This is a genomic window from Paraburkholderia sp. A3BS-1L (assembly GCF_051125215.1).
GTDB lineage: Bacteria > Pseudomonadota > Gammaproteobacteria > Burkholderiales > Burkholderiaceae > Paraburkholderia.
In genome coordinates, this window is the sequence record NZ_CP120443.1 from 1,982,167 (window position 1) to 1,999,877 (window position 17,711).

The 17,711-nt window shown below is 62.1% G+C and carries 16 protein-coding genes; 3 read left to right on the forward strand and 13 right to left on the reverse strand.

What is annotated here, in order from left to right:
- Window positions 1-409: 409 nt before the first annotated feature.
- The 9 genes from P5W99_RS24085 to P5W99_RS24125 form a co-directional block, all read right to left on the reverse strand.
- Entirely contained in the window at window positions 410-1,294 is an 885-nt protein-coding gene (locus tag P5W99_RS24085) for an alpha/beta fold hydrolase (protein WP_421025889.1), read from the reverse strand.
- Window positions 1,291-2,148 carry an alpha/beta fold hydrolase gene (locus P5W99_RS24090; RefSeq protein WP_421025890.1) on the reverse strand — a complete coding sequence of 286 codons (858 nt, stop codon included), beginning with the start codon at window positions 2,146-2,148 and terminating at the stop codon, window positions 1,291-1,293. Before P5W99_RS24090 ends, P5W99_RS24085 begins: the two co-directional genes overlap by 4 nt.
- A gap of 19 nt (window positions 2,149-2,167) precedes the next feature.
- Complete coding sequence (locus tag P5W99_RS24095) at window positions 2,168-3,445, reverse strand: MFS transporter (RefSeq protein WP_421025891.1); 1,278 nt, start codon at window positions 3,443-3,445, stop codon at window positions 2,168-2,170.
- Between the two features lie 15 nt (window positions 3,446-3,460).
- Window positions 3,461-3,628: a porin gene (locus tag P5W99_RS24100; RefSeq protein ID WP_421027032.1), complete on the reverse strand. Its 168-nt coding sequence runs from the start codon at window positions 3,626-3,628 to the stop codon at window positions 3,461-3,463.
- Window positions 3,629-3,736: 108 nt separating this feature from the next.
- A complete protein-coding gene (locus tag P5W99_RS24105; protein WP_421025892.1) occupies window positions 3,737-4,144 on the reverse strand; it encodes a hypothetical protein in 408 nt (135 codons plus the stop codon).
- Between the two features lie 29 nt (window positions 4,145-4,173).
- Window positions 4,174-5,400, reverse strand: coding sequence for a Bcr/CflA family multidrug efflux MFS transporter (locus tag P5W99_RS24110; RefSeq protein WP_421025893.1), 1,227 nt, complete (start codon window positions 5,398-5,400; stop codon window positions 4,174-4,176).
- Window positions 5,401-5,471: 71 nt separating this feature from the next.
- Window positions 5,472-6,443 (reverse strand): VOC family protein, encoded by a 972-nt coding sequence (locus P5W99_RS24115; RefSeq protein ID WP_421025894.1) that lies wholly within the window; start codon window positions 6,441-6,443, stop codon window positions 5,472-5,474.
- A gap of 13 nt (window positions 6,444-6,456) precedes the next feature.
- Window positions 6,457-7,023: a flavin reductase family protein gene (locus tag P5W99_RS24120; RefSeq protein ID WP_421025895.1), complete on the reverse strand. Its 567-nt coding sequence runs from the start codon at window positions 7,021-7,023 to the stop codon at window positions 6,457-6,459.
- Between the two features lie 28 nt (window positions 7,024-7,051).
- The gene (locus tag P5W99_RS24125; protein ID WP_421025896.1) at window positions 7,052-8,299 is read right to left on the reverse strand and encodes an acyl-CoA dehydrogenase; all 1,248 of its coding nucleotides are present in this window, start codon (window positions 8,297-8,299) and stop codon (window positions 7,052-7,054) included.
- A gap of 112 nt (window positions 8,300-8,411) precedes the next feature.
- Here P5W99_RS24125 and P5W99_RS24130 point away from each other — a divergent pair, with 112 nt between their 5' ends.
- Complete coding sequence (locus tag P5W99_RS24130) at window positions 8,412-9,302, forward strand: LysR substrate-binding domain-containing protein (RefSeq protein WP_421025897.1); 891 nt, start codon at window positions 8,412-8,414, stop codon at window positions 9,300-9,302.
- A 97-nt stretch (window positions 9,303-9,399) separates the two neighbouring features.
- Here the strand turns inward: P5W99_RS24130 and fae are convergent, their stop codons facing one another.
- Window positions 9,400-9,945, reverse strand: a complete 546-nt coding sequence (fae, locus tag P5W99_RS24135; RefSeq protein ID WP_421025898.1) for a formaldehyde-activating enzyme — start codon at window positions 9,943-9,945, stop codon at window positions 9,400-9,402.
- A gap of 298 nt (window positions 9,946-10,243) precedes the next feature.
- Here fae and P5W99_RS24140 point away from each other — a divergent pair, with 298 nt between their 5' ends.
- The gene (locus tag P5W99_RS24140) at window positions 10,244-11,233 is read left to right on the forward strand and encodes a helix-turn-helix transcriptional regulator (RefSeq protein WP_421025899.1); all 990 of its coding nucleotides are present in this window, start codon (window positions 10,244-10,246) and stop codon (window positions 11,231-11,233) included.
- 224 nt (window positions 11,234-11,457) lie between these two features.
- Window positions 11,458-12,843 (forward strand): PLP-dependent aminotransferase family protein, encoded by a 1,386-nt coding sequence (locus P5W99_RS24145; protein WP_434664481.1) that lies wholly within the window; start codon window positions 11,458-11,460, stop codon window positions 12,841-12,843.
- A 67-nt stretch (window positions 12,844-12,910) separates the two neighbouring features.
- On the opposite strand, the gene P5W99_RS24150 is transcribed toward P5W99_RS24145, so the two are convergent.
- The 3 genes from P5W99_RS24150 to capA all read right to left on the reverse strand — a co-directional run bounded on the left by P5W99_RS24150 (window position 12,911) and on the right by capA (window position 17,692).
- Entirely contained in the window at window positions 12,911-14,047 is a 1,137-nt protein-coding gene (locus tag P5W99_RS24150) for a porin (protein WP_434663361.1), read from the reverse strand.
- 84 nt (window positions 14,048-14,131) lie between these two features.
- Complete coding sequence (locus tag P5W99_RS24155) at window positions 14,132-15,490, reverse strand: purine-cytosine permease family protein (protein WP_421025901.1); 1,359 nt, start codon at window positions 15,488-15,490, stop codon at window positions 14,132-14,134.
- Window positions 15,491-15,592: 102 nt separating this feature from the next.
- A complete protein-coding gene (gene capA / locus P5W99_RS24160; RefSeq protein WP_421025902.1) occupies window positions 15,593-17,692 on the reverse strand; it encodes a caprolactamase subunit alpha in 2,100 nt (699 codons plus the stop codon).
- Between the last annotated feature and the right edge of the window lie 19 nt (window positions 17,693-17,711).

Consider the following 17,711-nt stretch of genomic DNA (forward strand, 5'->3'; position numbering starts at 1 on the left):
GTCGATTGGGATACGCCCGCCGATTTCCTGGGAGGGCGGGCGAATTCCATGCTGGAAAATGGTGATTTCCAGTAAGCAGATGCAGAACAGCGTCAGTGTGTCGTAACGCTGACAGCCACAATTTCGTATCCGGGCGTCGGCGTTTTCGCTCGGTGCCTTTTCCGCTGCCCCATACGCGGTAATCACGCTAGACCCAAACCCGTGTGCCCGTTGCCACTGAAGATGAAGAGTTCCTCACTGGGCGCGATCTGCGACTGCAAGTGAGGTCATTGAACAGACACGGGCAATAGGTGACATGGGAGTCCTCGTTAATCGACATCATCAGCCAGTGCGGCACCTACCCGATGCCATGAGCCCGGATTTTTTGACCAGCGAGAAGTTGAAGCCTGGCTTCATTTCGCTGGCCAGTCTATGACGAAAAGTTAGCGCCTGGCGGCTGTGCCAGGAATGCAATGCTTTCCTGATTGAATCTCTCCGGCTGTTCATACTGTGCCCAGTGGTCACAGCCCTTGATTTCCACGAGCTGCGCGTTCGGTGCAGTCCCGGCGATCGCTTGGGCGTTGCTGAGAAACATATTGGGCGCATCCACGGCAGCGATTACCTGGACAGGCAGGGTCAGGCTGCGCCACTGTTCCTCGCTGAGGGCCTGGCCGCCTAGTGAGAAGGCCAGAAGTCGAGGCATGGCGGCCTTCATGCGCGGGTCGCGGTATATTTCAAGGCGCACGGCAACCAGTTCGTCGGACAGTGCCTCCGGATCGCGAAGCAGCGCTTTCAGGGCTGCGGAAACAGTTTCCCAGGTCGGTTCGGCCGCAGCGGAAGAACGGCTCTTGCGCACACCCTCGGCAAAGCGCCGCTCCTCTTCCGGATCGATGATGATGCCCGCGGGGGCCACCAGGACCAGCTTGTCGACACGAGCCGGATGGGCCAATGCCAGGGCCGCGCCCACCCAGGCGCCCAGAGACACGCCGACAACCGCGGCTCTCGCGATACCCATGGCGTCCATGAAGCCGCGCACATGCTCCGCATAGTCCTTGATCAGGTAGTCGTGGTCGGGCTTGTCGGTCCAGCCGCAGCCCAGCATGTCCAGACCGATGACGCGGAAATGGCCGGCATAGGCCGCATAATTCGCACCGAAATTCTCCAGGCTGCCCGCGGTACCATGCAGCAGAATCACCACCGGCGCGTCGGCCGGACCGGCCTCCAGATAGCGCGTAGCGACGCCAGCGACGTCGACCCACGCCAGCTTGTGGGGCGTCTTGAACAGATGTTGCCAGATACTGGTGTGCTTCATCATTGTGCAGGCCTCGCCGTCAGATCCACCGACAGGAAGCCGGTGACATTGCTGTTGAATTCTTCCATCTTCTCGTATGGCACCCACAGCCCGCAGTTGCCATGGATATGGACTCGCGCCCTGGGAATCCGGGTCAACATGAACAGGGCATTGTCGTAGTGGATCGTCTGATTGTTGCGTCCCCATATGACGAGCGTCTCAGCCCGAATCTTGTGCAGGTCCTGCCACAAGGGCTCCAGTGTCTGGCCCGGCTTGCCGCCGTGACCTTCCGGCGCCTGATTCATGAACTCAGGCTCGATACTGGCCTCATAACGCTCGCGGATCACCTCTTCGGTGAGGATCGTCGGGTCGTAGACCAGCCGCTCAAGGTTGGCACGCATGCGCTCCATGCTAGGGCCTTCGCCGCCGTAGTAATTGTGCGTATCCGGTTTGGGCGGCATGGGCTGGAAAAGCGACAGCCCGCCGGGCGCACTGATCACCACCAGGCGATCGATCAGCTCTGGATAGTCGATCGCCATTTTCAAGGCTGCCGAGCCGCCCGTCGCCAGACCCAGTAGATGCGCCCTGCCAACGCCCAGCGCCTCAAGCATGTCGCGGAAGGTGCGCGCATAGAAACTGGTGCGTGGCCCGTCGATCTGCGGCTTGTCGGATTTGCCGTAGCCCGGGAGGTCGACGATGAGGGTGCGGAAATGGCGCGACAGCGCCGCCAGGTTGCGGCCGAAATTTCCCCAGCCGAAAGCACCTGGTGCGCCACCGTGAATGCACAGCAGGACTGGCCCCGTGCCGGCCTCGTGATAATGCAACTTGACGGCGCCGGCCTGCACGAATTTCGAAGTGTTGTCTCTTGTCAGCATCATTGAAGTGTCATCCCAATCGTTATTCGCCCGCGGCTTTCACCGCCGGGTAGCGCCCAAGCAGCAGGATCGCGACAGCGCCGATCACGCACGCAACCAGCGAGACTTCGTGCACCACCGTATATGAGCCCAAACGGTCGAATGCCAGGCCGTACAGAAACGGACCGACCGAGCCGCCCAGCGTCGCCGCGCCAAACAAGCACCCATAAATCGAGCCGAACGCGCGATTGCCGAAATACTTGCGCGCGAGGAACGGAATCAGATCCCCTTCCGAACCCGTTGAGATGCCGAGCAGCAACGCCGCCAGAATGATCATGGAGGGCACATGCACCGCGCCAGTGAGGAAAATCGCAAAACCCACCGCACCAACACAGAAGGCGAGACATGCCACGAATGGGGCAAACACGCGGTCGAGCACCGCGCCCAGCCCGACGCGCGCAATCGCGAGACCCGCACCGACGAAGCCCGCCGCCTGCGCGCCGACATCGTGTCCAAGCCCTCGATCGCTAACGAACGGAGCAAGGTGCACGAAGCCACCAAGAATCGAGCTCGAAATAAGGAACATGACGATCGCGAGCAGCCAGAAGCGATAGCCACGCACCGCTTCGCCGAGCGTGAGCCCCGCCTCGACCGAGACTGCCGCCGTTACATCCGCGGCAAAGTCCTTCTGGGCTGGCAGATTGCGGAACATCAGCCAATGCGCCACGAAGCCAAGCGCCAGCACGACCAGCGCGCACGCGCCAAACCAATGGCGCCAATCCATCATCATGCCCAGCCGGTTGGCGGCGATGGGTGCGAAGAAACCGCCCAGACCGGTACCGATCATCGCGAACCCGAGCGCCATGCCCAGGCGCTTGTCGAAGACGCGCGGCAGTACACCGAGGTAGCCCGCCGGCGTCGTGCCCGAGCCGAGAAAGCCGATCAGGAAACCGACCGCGGCGAAATAGGCGTGATTAGCCGGCGCAACGGCAAGCGCACCCAGCGCAACTGCGAGAAGCGCGATCGACCCTGCGATGACCTTGCTCCAGCCCAGACGATCGGCAAGCAAGCCGACCGCGGGCGCCCCCAGCGTCGTCCCTATCAGCGAGAACATCGGCAGCACTGCTACGTCGGAGCGGCCCCAGCCAAAGGTCGCCGCCATGGGCTTCAGGAACACGCCCGCGACACTGAAAAACAGTGGCCCGAAGCCGAACATCAGGCCGATCGCGGCACCGCAAACGATCCACAGGCCCGCGGATCGGGTCACTTTCGACGATGCTTCAAGCGAGGGCATCATCTTCGTACTAACCGGACTGCTCATGATGTTCTCTCCTCCTTAAAACATGTGACGGATGCCGATTTGCACAATCGTCTGCGTCCGCGTCGACGATGCGCCCACGACGTTGGTCCTGTGGCCGCCCTGGTTGCTGGTGTAGCTGAGGCCGTCGTCGATGATCCCGTAAAGCGAGACACTGCTTTGCGCCTGCGCGGCGCCTGCAAACATCGCAGCAAAATCCGTCAATACTCGATACTTCACCGCTGTCTCCTGATTGGCAGTCGCGCTGCCGTTTTTAATTTGCATTACTGGTTATGTGAATGCCTGCCTGATCCGTCAGGCCGATCCAAGCCGCCCCGGTATCAGCCGGCCATCAGTTGCCTGGCCTGCTTCGCCCATTCGTCCTGCATCATGAAGGTCGGATTGGCGCGCACCGCGCGCTCCACCCCGGCGAGGACTTCCTCGTCGGGCTGGGTCAGGTCCAGCGGCAGGACCTGGATCGAGCACGTAGATGCTCAGCGAGTTGCCGTGACTCTTGACCTGGGTAATCTTGCGATCTTCGTCCTGCACGATCTGATGGTGTTCGGTGCGGTCCGAGCTCACGAATATGCCTTTGCCAACAGGCCCACTGCCCTCGTCCGTCTTCACCAGGCCAAACCACCGTTGGTAAAACTCCACCAATTTATCGACATCGATGACATGGATGCCGACATGTTTGAATCTGGCCTTGAGTGCCTGTGACATGCTGAAGTCTCCTGTTATATGCGCCTTCATTACATTCGCGTCGACAGCGCCAGCGACGTTCGTCCGTGTCCCCGCACGATCAAAACCCTGCCGACGTAACCAAGCACGCCGCACACGCCGATGGTCCAGCCCATGCCGGCCGGCGAGCTCCCCGGAAACAGTCCGACGACGAAGCTCGCCAGCGCGCCGAAAGCGAGCTGCGTCGCGCCGAACAGCGCCGCTGCCGCGCCGGCATTGCCTGGATAGCGGGACATCAGATCGGTCGCACAATTTGCGGAAAGCAGTCCCACCACGCCGATGACGCAGCACAGTCCGACAACCATCGACCACAACCCGCCCCACCCGGTCAGGCATGCGAACGCAACGAATAGCGCTGCGCCGGACGAGAAAGTCGATGCGGCGCAAATCATCCGCAAGACGCCGAACCGGCCGACACAGCGCGTATTCAAAAAGTTGCCGGCCATGATGCCGAGGACATTCAGTGCGAAGAACAGGCCATAGTGCTGCGGCGAGATATGGAAATACTGGATGTACACGAACGGCGTCTCCGTGATGTAGGTGAACATCGCAGCAAACACCATCCCGCCGCACAGCAGATGCCCCCAGACTGCCGGATCGCGCAGCAGCCGCCCGTACGCGGCGAATGACTGCAACACGGCCGAGTTAGCGCGCTTTTCGCGCGGCCAGGTTTCCGGCACGCGCAGCCAGGCGGCCGCCGTACAGAACGCGCCGAACAGCGTCAGTGCGATGAATACCGTGCGCCAGTTGCCGAGCAGCAGCAGTTGCCCCCCGATCAACGGCGCGAGCAGCGGTCCAACCGAGGTGACGAGCGCCACCATCGACAGCACTTGCGCTGCTTCGTCGGGCTCGTGCGCATCACGCGCGATGGTTCGCGCGAGCACCGACGCGGCGCCCGCCCCAAGCGCCTGCAAAAAGCGCATCAACAAGAGCTGGCCAATCGAGCCCGCGAGCCAGCATGCCACGCTAGCGACAACGAACAGGCCGAGACCGGCGAGCAGCACTGGACGTCGCCCGCGGGCATCGGACATGGGACCGTACAGCACCATGCCGATCGAGAACCCGGCGACAAAAGCCGTCAGCGTTGCCGCCGCAGCGGCGTCCGGGACGCCGAACGATGCAGCAATCGACGGCAGGCTCGGCAAATAGATATCGGTGCTGAGCGGACCACAGGCGGCAAGCGCGCCGAGCAACAGAATCAGTTGCCGATCAGGCCGGCGTCGGGTCAGGTGGGACATCGCAATTCCGTTCGAAGCAGTTCGGTTTCCTGATCACCGGAAAATCCGGTAGGCGCACTCTCTGCACGCCATCAGATGGCGGTATCGCGGCTCACGAATCCGCCATCGCCGTTGATTTCAACCGGTGCAAGCACGCCCCTGCTGGCCGCCAGCGCGTTCTGCGCGCGCAGCTTGAGCTGGTTTTCAGGCGTTTCCCAGCTACGCTCGTGCCCCCACAGGCTCATGCACCAGAGTTCCTCGGGCTGCCAGCTTTCACGATCGATCAGCCTGCCACCCCAACCCGTTTCAATGAGAAATCCGCCGGGCGTCTTCGAATAGAAAGACAGCATGTGGTCATTCCCGTGTCGGCCGAGACTCGTCTGGATCATGCCAGGCATGGTCAACGCCTTGTCGTATAGCCGGCCGACATCGTCCATGAACTTGTATTCGACCATGATGTGATGCAGGAATTTGGCAGGGGTCTTGACCAGTGCCAGCGAGTGATGCCGCTCATTGGCGTGGATAAAGCGCACCTGGATATCCCCCTCCATATAGTCGGTCAGGCCGAACCCGAGCACCTTCATGTAAAAATGTTCCATCTCCTCCAGAAGCGGAGTGCCGATGACAACGTGGCCAAATCCCAGCGAACCGGTACGGAAGCCACCGATCGGGCGGCCCGGCTTGAAGGGGCTTGCGTCGATACTTCGGCTAACGAAGAATTCGACACGATTCCCATCCGGGTCCGATACCCACAACATATGCTGCACGCTGCGTTCGGACCGCTCCGCATCGTTGCTTTCGTGCACCAGAATACCCGCCGCGGTCATTTCGCCACGCACCGCCTCCAGGGCTTCCGGGCTGTCCACCTTCATGCCGATGAACGCGACGCCGTTGCGCTGCGCCGGACGCACGAACAGGCGCCAGGCATAGTCATCCATGCGCAGGCCCAGACACGCGTGATCCAGCGAACGAACTTCGAATCCGATGTAATCCGTCGCGAACGCACGCCACTCGTCCATGTTGGTGGCGTCGATGCCCAGATATCCAATTTCTTCGATCTTCAATTTGAATCCTCCGTCAATTGGGTCGGCCGCCGTGCTCGCGCGACAGCCCTTGCGTCATCGCGTATTCGCCGTTGCTGAACGTCAGGGGTTTGCCGTCGAAGTGCGCGTACTGCTTGACCTCGCCAATCAGGATCAGGTGATCGCCGGCTTCCTGGACGGAAACGCGCTGGCATTCCAGCTGCGCAACTGTGCCGTGGATCAGCGGCGCACCGCCAAGCCCCTCCTCCCACGACACCAGCTCGAACTTCTCCGGAGTGCTCATGCAGAACCACTGTGAGACCTGCACCTGGTCATGCGCGAGCATGTTCACCACGAAATAATCTGCCTTGCGGAAAGCCTCGACATTTCTCGACTCACGCCGGATCGACCAGAGAATCAACGGTGGATCAAGGGAAACCGAAGTGAAGGAATTCACCGTCATGCCGACCGGACCGGCGTCATGGGTGGCCGTAATCACCGTCACCCCGGTCGGATACTGACCAAGACAGCGGCGGAATGCGCGGCTGTTATCGAGCGGACGCCCACGCTCCAGCAGCGACCACTGCTGCTTTTCCACGACGAATTGCTGTTCCAGCATCATTTTGTTTCGCTCCGTGATGGCTGCGGGATTAGCGCCAGTAGGCAGCGGTGGCAAAGTCGTTGACCTTGAATTCCGGTGCCGGCAGACCCAGAAGCGCCCGCGAATACGCGGAGGCCGCGAGTTCCTTGCCACCCGTGCCGTGTGTGCGCGCCGCCATCAGGTTGCGGAAGATCAGTTGCATGGGATTGGCGCTCTGCGAAGCCACTGCGCCGACCATCGGCCAGATGTCATGCAGAAGATCGAAGCAGGCGGCGAACGAATCGGCCGATTCGAAACGCACACGCAGACGCTCCAGATGCGAAATCGGTTCGCCCTTGCAGGCCTGATCGAAGATATGGCGCCAGTTGTTCAGGGTCCGCGTGCGAATGCCGTTGATACGGGTCAATGCGTCCGCGAGCTTGAGATGAAGGATGGGGTTTTCGGCCAGGCGTGCTCCGGTGCCCATCTTGGTATAGCGGTTGCGCGACTGTTCAATGAACAGGTTCACGCCTTCCAGCGCAGTGCCAATCACGGTGTTGGCAGCCGTCGCGTAGAACACCGTCATCCACGACACGCCGCGGTACAGCGGTGTCTGGATCGCCTCGTAGCCGGGATTGATGTCGTTGACGACATCGACCATCGCGTGGATACGGTGATTCGGCACGAACACCTTGTTCGCCGTGACCGCCTTGCTCCCCGTTCCGCGCAGACCCTGCACGTCCCAGCTGTCATGGTCGATTACCAGATCGCTGATCGGCACCAGAAAGTTGCGCTCGCCACCACCGAGCACGACATAGTGCGCAAAATCGACGCCGCTGGAGAAGGTCCATTTGCCATCGAGGATATAGCCGCCCTCGGTCGGCTCGGTCTTGCCGAGCGGCGCGTAAGAGCTGGAGGCGCGGGCATCCGGACCGTAGACGCCCCAGAAGTCCTCGTGCATCTGCGGGTCCATCGCTGCGATTTCCAGGTTGTGGCAGACAATCTGGCCGGCGATCCACGCCGCGGAACTGTCGCACTGAGCAATGCGCATCAGGCCATCGTAGAAGTCCGCCGGAGACAGTTCCAGGCCGCCGTATTGCAGCGGCGTGAGGCTGCGGAACACGCCTGCTTCAAGCATGGCCTCGACGCTGGCATCCGGAACGCGACACTCGCGCTCGGACTGCTCGCGGCCTGCACGCAGCACCGGAAGGATGGCGTCGACCGCCTTCAGGAAGGCCTCGCCCGCTTTCAGCGCGCGCTGGCGGTACGCTTCGCCCTCAGTGGCCGTGAAGGGCTGGGTTTCAATCACTGCGCTCATGTTGTCTCTGCGTGTGTAGTTCGAGTGAGCACAGTGTAGGTGGGGAAAGTACCCGATCTAAAACGATTCCTTCTGCATTAGAATGAGTTAAACTCATGCAAGATCGTCTGCAATGAAGCGCCTTCCCTCCCTGACCGCCGTCAGGTATTTCGAGGTCGCCGCCCGCCTGCAAAGCTTTACCGCGGCGGCCGCCGAGCTGCATGTGACCCAGGGCGCGATCAGCCGCATGGTCCAGACGCTCGAGGAACAACTCGAGGTTCGCCTGTTCGAGCGCAATGGCCGCTGGATTGCCCTGACACCCGTCGGCAGGACCTATCACGAACAGATCACGGCGGGCCTGAACCAGATTGCCGAGGCGGGCAGCCGGCTAAAAGAGAGCACGGACCAGTCGACGCTGATCCTTTCCGTCAACGTTGGCTTCACCCTCTGGCTGGTCCAGAACATCAGCGAGTTCCGCGCCAAGTACCCCGATATCCAGGTGGACGTCCTGGCCGAGGAACTCAAGGAACTGGATTTCAACGCGCCCGTCCATGCCCGCATCCGTTATGGCTCGCCGCCCTGGCCCGGCTTCGATTCGATCTGCCTGCTCGACACGACCGAGGCGGGCGTGGTGTGCTCGCCGCGCATGAAGCAACAGGCCAACGTGCATGAACCCGCCGACTTGCTCACGGCCCCCTTGTTGAGCGTTGCCGGCGCGCGCGAAGAACCCTGGCAGAACTATTTCGAACACTATGGGCTTCAGATGCCGAGCCTCGGCAAATCTCCGCGCTTTCTGCAGATGCTGATGATGCGCGAAGCCGCCATGTCAGGCCTCGGCTTTGGATTGGTGCCCTTGTTCCTGTTTCAGCACGATTTCCGGGACGGGCGGCTGGTGCAGGCCATCCCGCACACATGCACCATCCACCACGGGTATCACCTCCTTTACCGCAAGGAGGAGGACCTCAACCCGAGACTCAAAATTTTCAGGAAATGGCTGGTGGCGCGGCTTCAAGCGTCGATATGAGGGCTTGGCCAGGAACACTACGCACGGCATTCAAGTCAGCGGCTAGAGGCTGGCCGCGTTGACAGCGGCTCCCTTCCAAGGGGTGTAAAGGCGCGCTTCAAACCGCGCTTGAACTCCAGTCGTCCATATCGTGCCTGACGGTGTGTCGGTTGGCGATAAGCGTCTCAACGCCCGGTTCGTTGTTCATGGCGCGTTGAACGGCAAGTTTGGTTGCCTCGTAGTTCGTGCGGTACATGTCCCGTTTATCGAGATTGGCCTCCGTGGCGCAGCGCGGATCGATCCACACGAGGCTGATGATGCATAGCTCGTTGGCCTGGTCTTTAGGCAAGATCCCTTCGATCAGGCAATCGACAATGGCATCCGACGTAGCCGACTGCACGACGCCACCAAACAACTCGATAGTGGCCATGTCTTTGAGCGTCACCTTTGGGACGATCATCGTGGCAGGGCGAACCATCTGATTGCAGGCGCGAATCGCGAACATGGCCGTGTGTCCTTTGCTCTGCGCCATCATATTGGCGAACGCGTGACCGACCGGTCCGTCGACGCGGCCTATCAGGACTTCGGGCATCGCGTCGGTCACCTGGCCGGGCGCCGCGAATACGGTGGCTTCGCCTGCGCGGAACGTCAAATCGAGACTCATCGTTACTTCCTCCCTTCGATAGTTGGACATGGGAGGTTGGCTGCATGCAAGGACAGTGCCACTCGAGTCAACGCCCTTGAGCAGCCATGGCGTTGCGCAACGTGTATCGCTTTCGTGACACGGTGACAAACCGGCATCACCTCTGCAGCACCTGACTGCGACGACACCTGCACGTTGCAGGCATGCCCCGGGCGGATCCGAATTGCGCGTGGATTGACGTAGCGATACCGTTGCGTAGCGCTGCCCGGTGCTCAACGCCTGTCGCACAGCGCCCCATTTCAGCAAGGAGATGACGAGCATGACTGAAAATGGCGGGAGCATCGCACGAAGTGCGTCGCCAGCTCGCACCTTCAATGTCGACCTCAACGCTTCCGGGCAGGTTCACACCGGCGTACAGGCATGGTTCAAGATCCTCCACGACAATTACTTCCCGCTCGACGTGAAGATTGGCCGCGACTTTCGCTCGGGCCTGCTCACGCGCGTCGATATCGGAAACATACGCGCATGCACGCTGAAGACCGATCCAATGCTGACCGAGCGCCGCGCGTCGCGCGCCATGCCGGACGGGCGCGACTTCTACGTGGTGGAAATACCTCGGGAGGCGTCAGTACGGGTCGCGCAGCGCGGCCGCGAGGCCATCGTTCGCCCGGGCGGCTTCACGGTCGTCAACGGCGCGGAGGGCTACACGTTCGAGACTGCGCAACATAACGAGGTCCGCACCTTGCGCATTCCATGCCGCTCGCTCCGCGCACGCCTGCCGAGCCTCGACGACTGGGTCGCAACAACATGCGACTCGAGCCAGCCACTGGTGGCGCTCTTTCTCGATTTCGCGGCCTCCTATGGCCAGCATGGCCCTGCACTGCTGCCGGCGCACCACGAGCGGCTGGAGCAGCAACTGCTCGATTTGCTGGCAATGGCACTCCTTGGCGCCGACGCCATCAGCAGCGAAACGTCCGTGCGCAGCGCACACCGGCAGCGCGCCTTGCGTGCGATTGAGCAGCACTTCTGCGACCCGGCGCTCGATCCGTCCGGCATCGCGCGCGCGGTCGGCGTGTCCGAGCGCTATCTGCAGAAGATTTTTTCGGAGCGGCAGGAAACCATCTCGGCAACCATCCGCGAACGCCGCATTCTCGAGGCAAAGCGCCTTCTCGCAAACCGCGCGCAGCTACGCCTGAGCGTCACGCAAATCGCGTATGCCGTAGGCTTCTCCGATCCCGCCTGGTTCAGCCGCGTGTTCCGCCAGGCCACCGGCGTTTCGCCTGCCCGGTACGAAGGCGACACCCCGTAAGCCTCGGCTCAGGCAGCCCCGCGCGGCCGGCATTCTCCTGACAAAATCCTTACCAGCCCTGCATCCCGATCGCCCACCATCCGGGCGCTCCAGTCCAGGCTTTTGTGCGCCACTGTGCAAGTGGGCGGCTTTTCCGCTTTGTAGAGTGCGAATCAACGGGTTCCGTCGTGCCGGATGGCGCGCGGGCCCGCAGCACCCAGGACAAAAGGAGAGATGCCGTGTATATGACCATGCCCGATACGTCCCGGTCGCTCGTGCAGCGCATCGTCGATCACTTCCGCACGCTGATTGAAGACGGCAAGCTCCAATCCGGCATGAAGATTCCGTCGATCCGCAGCTTCGCGGAATCGCACGGCGTCAGCGTGTCGACTGTCGTGGACGCCTATGACCGGCTGGTCGCCGACGGCCTGCTGGTGCCGCGCCAGAACGCCGGATTCTTCGTGCGCAGTTTTCAGCGCGGCGGTCGGCGCGATTACGACGCACGTAGCGACGAAGCCGCGGGCTTCGATTCGCTGTGGATGCCAAACCGCATCTGGCAAAACCATAACGTCGAAATCAACCCGGGCTGCGGCTGGATTGCGCCGCGCTGGCTGGACGAAGAAGGCCTGCGACGCGCAATGCGCAACATGTCGCTCCATACGAACGGCTCGATGGCCGGCTACGGCACGCCCAAGGGCTATCTGCCGCTGCGTTGGAAGATCTCCGACTGGCTCAATCAGCAAGAGGTCTTCTGCCCGCCCGAGCAGTTGCTGATGACGACTGGCGCCGCGCACGCGCTCGGGCTTCTGATCCATCTGCTCATCAAGCCCGCGGACACGGTGTTTGTCGATTCGCCCGGGTACAGCCTGCTGTTCCTCCATCTGAAGCGGCTCGGCGTGAATATCGTCGGCGTGCCGTGGACGCCGCTTGGCCCGGACATCGCGGTCCTCGAGCAGTTGCTGCGCGAACACAAGCCGCGCGCCTGGTTCACGAATCCGCGGCTGCACAATCCAACGGGCGCGTCGTGCTCGACTGCCACCGCACACCGGATGCTCCAGCTTGCCACGCAACACGACTTCCTGATCGTAGAAGACGACGTATGCGCCGACCTCGACAGCGCGGCCCGCCGCCCTCTTGCGAGCATGGACCAGCTCGAGCGCGTGATCTATGTGGGCAGCTTTTCGAAAACGGCTTCTCCGGCCCTGCGCGCCGGCTATATCGCCGCGCATCCGGACCTCGTCGAGGACCTCACGCAGTTCAAGATGATTACCGGCCTCACGAGTTCAGAGATCAGTGAGCGCTTCGTCTATCAACTTCTCACCGATGGCCGCTATCGCAAGCATCTCAAGGGGCTGCGCGATAACCTGTCGCGCGCGCAGGACGAAACGCGGCGCAAGCTCGTCCAGGCGGGTATGGTGTTGTTCAACGACGCACACGATGGACTGTTCGTGTGGGCACGCCATCCGTCCCACAACGACTCGCGCGCGCTCTCTAACCGCGCACTCGACATGGACATCTATCTCGCGCCCGGTCATCTGTTCATGCACGACGAGGCAACCACGCCCTGGCTGCGCTTCAATGTCGGCTATTGCGATCACGATGCGCTGTTCGAGTTTCTGGCTCTCGCGTAGCGCAGCGCAAAAGCAGCGCAAGCCGGCGAATGCCGCTTGCGCCATCTTTATGCCTATCCTGCGCCCGTTAGAACTGATGCGTCACGCCAAGCCTCGCCGCGACCTGCCTGCTCGTGCTCGACGGATTGAAGCCCGCAATCTGGGCCACGGGCGCGTCGCCTGAGGCGTTCTGGAAGGCGCCCATCGCATAGAGGAACGTGCGTTTGGAAAGCGCGTACTGCGCGATCAGGTTGGCCTGCTGATACTTCGGCGTGGTGTCGCTCACGTGCGCGTGCCCGATCGTATAGGTGAAACCCGCGCCAAGAAGCAATGCGCTCGTGACCGAGTACGTTCCGGAGATTTCATAATTCTGGAACGTCATGTCGCCGCCGCCAACCGCCGAGCGAAACGCGGTGTCCGAAAAATCCGCTGACATTTTCAGCGAGCCCCACACGTACGACGCGCCCATTGCGAGCACGCTCTGGCTGCGGGCACGTGCAAGCGCGTCGCCATAAATGGCGTTGGTGAAGCCGCCACCCGACGCGTAACCCGCTACAGCCGTCAGCGGATCGCCAACGTGGAGATAGCCAACACCCGCGCTAATTGCGCCGCCGGCGTATGCGAGCGCCGCGCTCCAGGTCGAATCGGTCGAAAACGCGCCCGCGTGGCCGCCAGGCGAGTAATGGCCTTCGAAAGTGATACCCGCAATCGCTGGGCTCACGTACTTGATCGCGTTCGGCACCGAAAAGCCGTTGTCGAGATTGTCCATATCGTTCGGATGTGCGAAGTACCATCCTCCGTATTGCCCATTCAGCGTGAACGGTTCCAGCAGATCGACGTTTGCATCCCATTGCCGGCCAAGCGTGAGCGTGCCGTAGCTCACGGACTGAATGCCGACATAAGCGTTGCGTGAAAACGCAAGGCCGCCACCCGCCTGACCATTTGCGGCGTCAAAGCCGCTTTCGAGCCGGAAAATCGCGCTCAAGCCCCCGCCCAGATCCTCTGTACCCTTGACGCCCCAGCGGCTGCCGAGCGGCACGCCGCTCTGAATCTGAACGAGCCGGCCGCCGCTGCCCGCCACCGCCTGGCCGTTGCTCGCGTTCACCACGTTGTTCGCGTAGTCGATGCCAAGGTCGACCACGCCATATAGCGTGACCGAGCTCTGCGCCTGCGCACCGCCTGCAAGCAGCAGGAGCGGCAGTCCTGCGCTCACGAATTTTTTCATTGTCTCTTCCATGTTGATTTGATGTTGAATGGGTGTCCGCGGCACGGGGGCGTGCTCACCTCGCCATGCACCGCGCGAAACTGCTTAGAGCACCACGTCGCGCACGAACGTCCCCTTGCCAGCGAGCGTCAGGGCCGCGCGATAGACAAGCGCCGCGCTCACGGCCGCCGCGGGAGCAGAGAATGTCGCGACGGCGCCGCCGCATTCGAGCAGCGCGATGCCGATCGCGGTTGCTGCGAGCCACGCGCCGAGCCCGCACAGATTGAGCGCGACCACGCGCTCGCGCCGATATTCGATCGCTCCACCGAAAATCGCGTTGTAGTGCGGCGACACGATATGCGTGACGGAGATCGCAACCCACGCAACGACGAAGATCCCCTGATACGCGAGCGCCTGCAGGATGAAGCTGAAGACGTTCGTGAGCATGAGCGCGTAGACGAGCGCGCCAACTATGATTGACCAGACGAATTCCGGCAAATGCAGCCCGATCGCACTTTGAAAAAATGCGTGCATGTTCGTCGACGCGAGATAGAAGTTCGCCGTGTTAATGCGCGTCTGGGTGACCCAGACGAACAGCAGCCCGCCGAAACCCATGAGTTTGAGCAACGCCATGACAACCGACACTTCGCTCAACGCGCCTTGGGTCGCAAGCGTGCCAGCGAGAAAGATGCCCGCCACGCCGTTGCAGAGGAACGTGAACGTGTAGAAGATCCAACCGAAGTTCAGGTTCGCGTGATAGGCGGCGTCCTGCTTCTTGCCGAAGCGCGCGTAGTCCCACGTGTACATCATGAGAATCCAAACCCCCATGAATGCGGTGAAGCAGTTCCACCACCCATTTGCCGGCGCGCCGCCGGACGGCCCCAGATGCAGCCAGGCGCTGTGGTCGCCGCTCGCGGAGAATGCGGCGATCAGCGCTGCCACGAGACCGATCAGGTAAAACGGCAGCAGCACGCCGTTGAACTTGTCGAGCCAGCGCTGCACGCTGCCGAACACGAGCAGCACACTATAGGTCACGACAAACAGGTAGGCCAGATGCAGCGAGATGGACGGAAAGTAGGCGTTGATCGCAATGGCGATCACCGAGCCTTCGAATAGCGCATAGTAGATCGCCGTTGCGAAGAAAATCAGGGTCGCCAGCGGCGCGCCGAAACTGCCGAACACGACGCGCGAAAACAGCGCAACCGACAATCCGCTCGAGATCGCGAAGCGCACGATCACCCGATTGATCACACTGTAGACGGCGACCGAAAGCGCAAGCCCGATCAGCGCATTGACAGTGCCGAAATGGATAGCGAGCGTAGCGGATACCACCAGCCAGAACATCGCGCTGCAGATCGCCCACCACGCCATGGTCAATGAGCCCCGCGACATGCGTGCGTCGTCAGGAACCGGGCTTGCGGCATAGCTGCTGTCGTGCTTGTCCGCATTGGCATCAATCTCCATAAGTCCTCCGAAATAATTTTGGTGTAATCAAGCGCCAGGAATCCTGCCTGCTTCATCGTCGGGCGAGCCGTGCGACGCACGGCCCGCCACACCGATTCAGCGTCAGGCCGCTTCGCCTTCGTCCGTCAGCACGTAGACGCCCGTTGCGTCAAGGCGCGCGCTCCATTGCGGCGGCAACACGATCGAGGTCGTCACCTCCTCAATGACCGCAGGGCCGGCAACCACGTCGCCCGCACCCAGCAACGTGCCGTCGTATACCGGCGCATGCACCGTCTCGACGTCCTGCCCTCGCCCGAAGATCATGTTGCGCCGCTCCTTGATCGCAATCTCCACTTCGCCAGATCCCGCGTCGATGGTCTGCGCGGGCGGCTGCTCGAGCACGCCGTACACGGTGCTTTCGATGTTCACGATCTCCACCTGGCTTTCCGGCTCCGCGTACGTGAAAAGCTGCTTGTGGCGCTCGTCGAACAACTCGCGAATTTGGCCGATGGTCTCCCTGCTGACCTCCATGGCGCCGATGTTCACCGAGCACTCATGCACTTGGCCGCAATAGCGCATGTCGAGCTGGCGCTCGACCTGGATGCGCTCGCGCGGGAAGCCCTCGCGTTCGAGCGCCGCCACCGCGTCGGCCTCGAGCCGGTCGAACTGCCGCTGCACGCGCTCGAACGACGTGTGCGGCTCGATGCGCATCGGGCACGCGGCCATGTAGTTATACTTGACATCGGAAAGCAGTTGCCCGAACGCACACAGCCCCGAGGCCAGCTTGGGCACCAGCACCGTCTTCACGCCAATCTCGCGCGCGAGGCCCGCGATGTGCAGCGAGGTTGCGCCACCGGCAGCGATCAGGACAAAGTCGCGAGGATCGTAGCCGCGCTCGATCGAAACCCGCCGGATGCCGTTGATCATGTTCACGTTGACGATGTTGTAAATGCCGTATGCCGCCTTGCCAACACCAAGCCCGAGCGGCTTCGCGATGTGCGTTTCGATCGCAGCCTGCGAAGCCTTTCCGTCAATCTTCACCCGGCCGCCGAGCAACGACTCCGGATTCAGGTAGCCGAGCACGACGTTTGCGTCGGTCACCGTCGGCTCCGTACCGCCGCGCATATAGCACACCGGCCCTGGCACGGCGCCGGCGCTCTGCGGCCCGACCTTCAGCAGCCCCATCGCGTCGATCCACGCGATCGAGCCGCCGCCCGCACCAAGGGTCTCCACCTGGATCATCGGCGTGCCGATCCGGTAGCGCAGGAAGTCGATATCCTTGTTCACGTTCGTCACGCCGTCCTTGGTCAGCGTGATATCGAACGACGTCCCGCCCATGTCGACGGTAATCAGATTGCGATAGCCAAACGGCTTTGCGACGAACAGCGCCGCGCGCGGCGCGGACGCCGGCCCCGAGTTGATCGCATTGACGGCGCGCGAGGCCATCGCGGCAGGCGACGCCATGCCGCCGTTCGACTGATAGAAGCGCACCGGCGACTCGACCCCGTTGTCGAGGTAGAAGCGTTCGATACGGCTCACGTAGCGTGAGAGCACGGGGCCGAGATACGCGTTCACAACGGTCGTCGAGGTGCGCGTGTATTCGCGCATCTGCGGAAACACTTCGAGACCCACTGACACATACACATGCGGCAGCATCTCGCGCACGATCTCTGCGGCGCGCCGCTCGTGAGCGCCGTTGGCAACGGACCACACGAACGAGACCGCGACGGCCTCCACGCCTTCGCGGCGGAACAGTTCGCACGCGGCGCGCACGTCGTCCTCGTTCAGCGGCGTGTGCACCGTGCCGTCGGCCAGAATGCGCTCGCGGATCGGTCTGCGCAAATAGCGCTCGACGAGCATTTTCGCGGCCGGATAGCAGGCGTCGTAGCGGTGTCCTTCTTCCTTGTGCCCGAGGCGGATTTCGAGCGAATCCTCGTGGCCGGCCGTGCAGATGAGGCCTGTCTTCACACCCTTGTGCTGGATCAGCGCGTTCAGCGCGACAGTCGTGCCATTGACGCACAAGTCCAGATTCGAAAGGATTTGCCCGACCGGCTGGCCAAGCGCCTGCGCAATCTGTCCAAGCCCGTCCGCGATGGCGCGGGTGCCGTCCTCGGGCGTCGAAGTGGCCTTGAAGAGGCGCATCTGGCCTGCGCCGTCCGCGAGAACGAAATCGGTAAATGTGCCGCCTGCGTCAACGCCCAGGCGATATTGCTTGCTGTTCATGGTGTCTCCTTCGTCTTGC

Excerpts from the sequence above, each read along its gene's own strand:
- P5W99_RS24085 (WP_421025889.1), bottom strand. The coding sequence starts at position 1,294 with ATGATGAAGCACACCAGTATCTGGCAACATCTGTTCAAGACGCCCCAC.
- P5W99_RS24090 (WP_421025890.1), bottom strand. The coding sequence starts at position 2,148 with ATGATGCTGACAAGAGACAACACTTCGAAATTCGTGCAGGCCGGCGCC.
- P5W99_RS24095 (WP_421025891.1), bottom strand. The coding sequence starts at position 3,445 with ATGAGCAGTCCGGTTAGTACGAAGATGATGCCCTCGCTTGAAGCATCG.
- P5W99_RS24100 (WP_421027032.1), bottom strand. The coding sequence starts at position 3,628 with ATGTTTGCAGGCGCCGCGCAGGCGCAAAGCAGTGTCTCGCTTTACGGG.
- P5W99_RS24105 (WP_421025892.1), bottom strand. The coding sequence starts at position 4,144 with ATGTCACAGGCACTCAAGGCCAGATTCAAACATGTCGGCATCCATGTC.
- P5W99_RS24110 (WP_421025893.1), bottom strand. The coding sequence starts at position 5,400 with ATGTCCCACCTGACCCGACGCCGGCCTGATCGGCAACTGATTCTGTTG.
- P5W99_RS24120 (WP_421025895.1), bottom strand. The coding sequence starts at position 7,023 with ATGATGCTGGAACAGCAATTCGTCGTGGAAAAGCAGCAGTGGTCGCTG.
- P5W99_RS24125 (WP_421025896.1), bottom strand. The coding sequence starts at position 8,299 with ATGAGCGCAGTGATTGAAACCCAGCCCTTCACGGCCACTGAGGGCGAA.
- P5W99_RS24130 (WP_421025897.1), top strand. The coding sequence starts at position 8,412 with ATGAAGCGCCTTCCCTCCCTGACCGCCGTCAGGTATTTCGAGGTCGCC.
- fae (WP_421025898.1), bottom strand. The coding sequence starts at position 9,945 with ATGAGTCTCGATTTGACGTTCCGCGCAGGCGAAGCCACCGTATTCGCG.
- P5W99_RS24140 (WP_421025899.1), top strand. The coding sequence starts at position 10,244 with ATGACTGAAAATGGCGGGAGCATCGCACGAAGTGCGTCGCCAGCTCGC.
- P5W99_RS24145 (WP_434664481.1), top strand. The coding sequence starts at position 11,458 with ATGACCATGCCCGATACGTCCCGGTCGCTCGTGCAGCGCATCGTCGAT.
- P5W99_RS24150 (WP_434663361.1), bottom strand. The coding sequence starts at position 14,047 with ATGAAAAAATTCGTGAGCGCAGGACTGCCGCTCCTGCTGCTTGCAGGC.
- P5W99_RS24155 (WP_421025901.1), bottom strand. The coding sequence starts at position 15,490 with ATGGAGATTGATGCCAATGCGGACAAGCACGACAGCAGCTATGCCGCA.
- capA (WP_421025902.1), bottom strand. The coding sequence starts at position 17,692 with ATGAACAGCAAGCAATATCGCCTGGGCGTTGACGCAGGCGGCACATTT.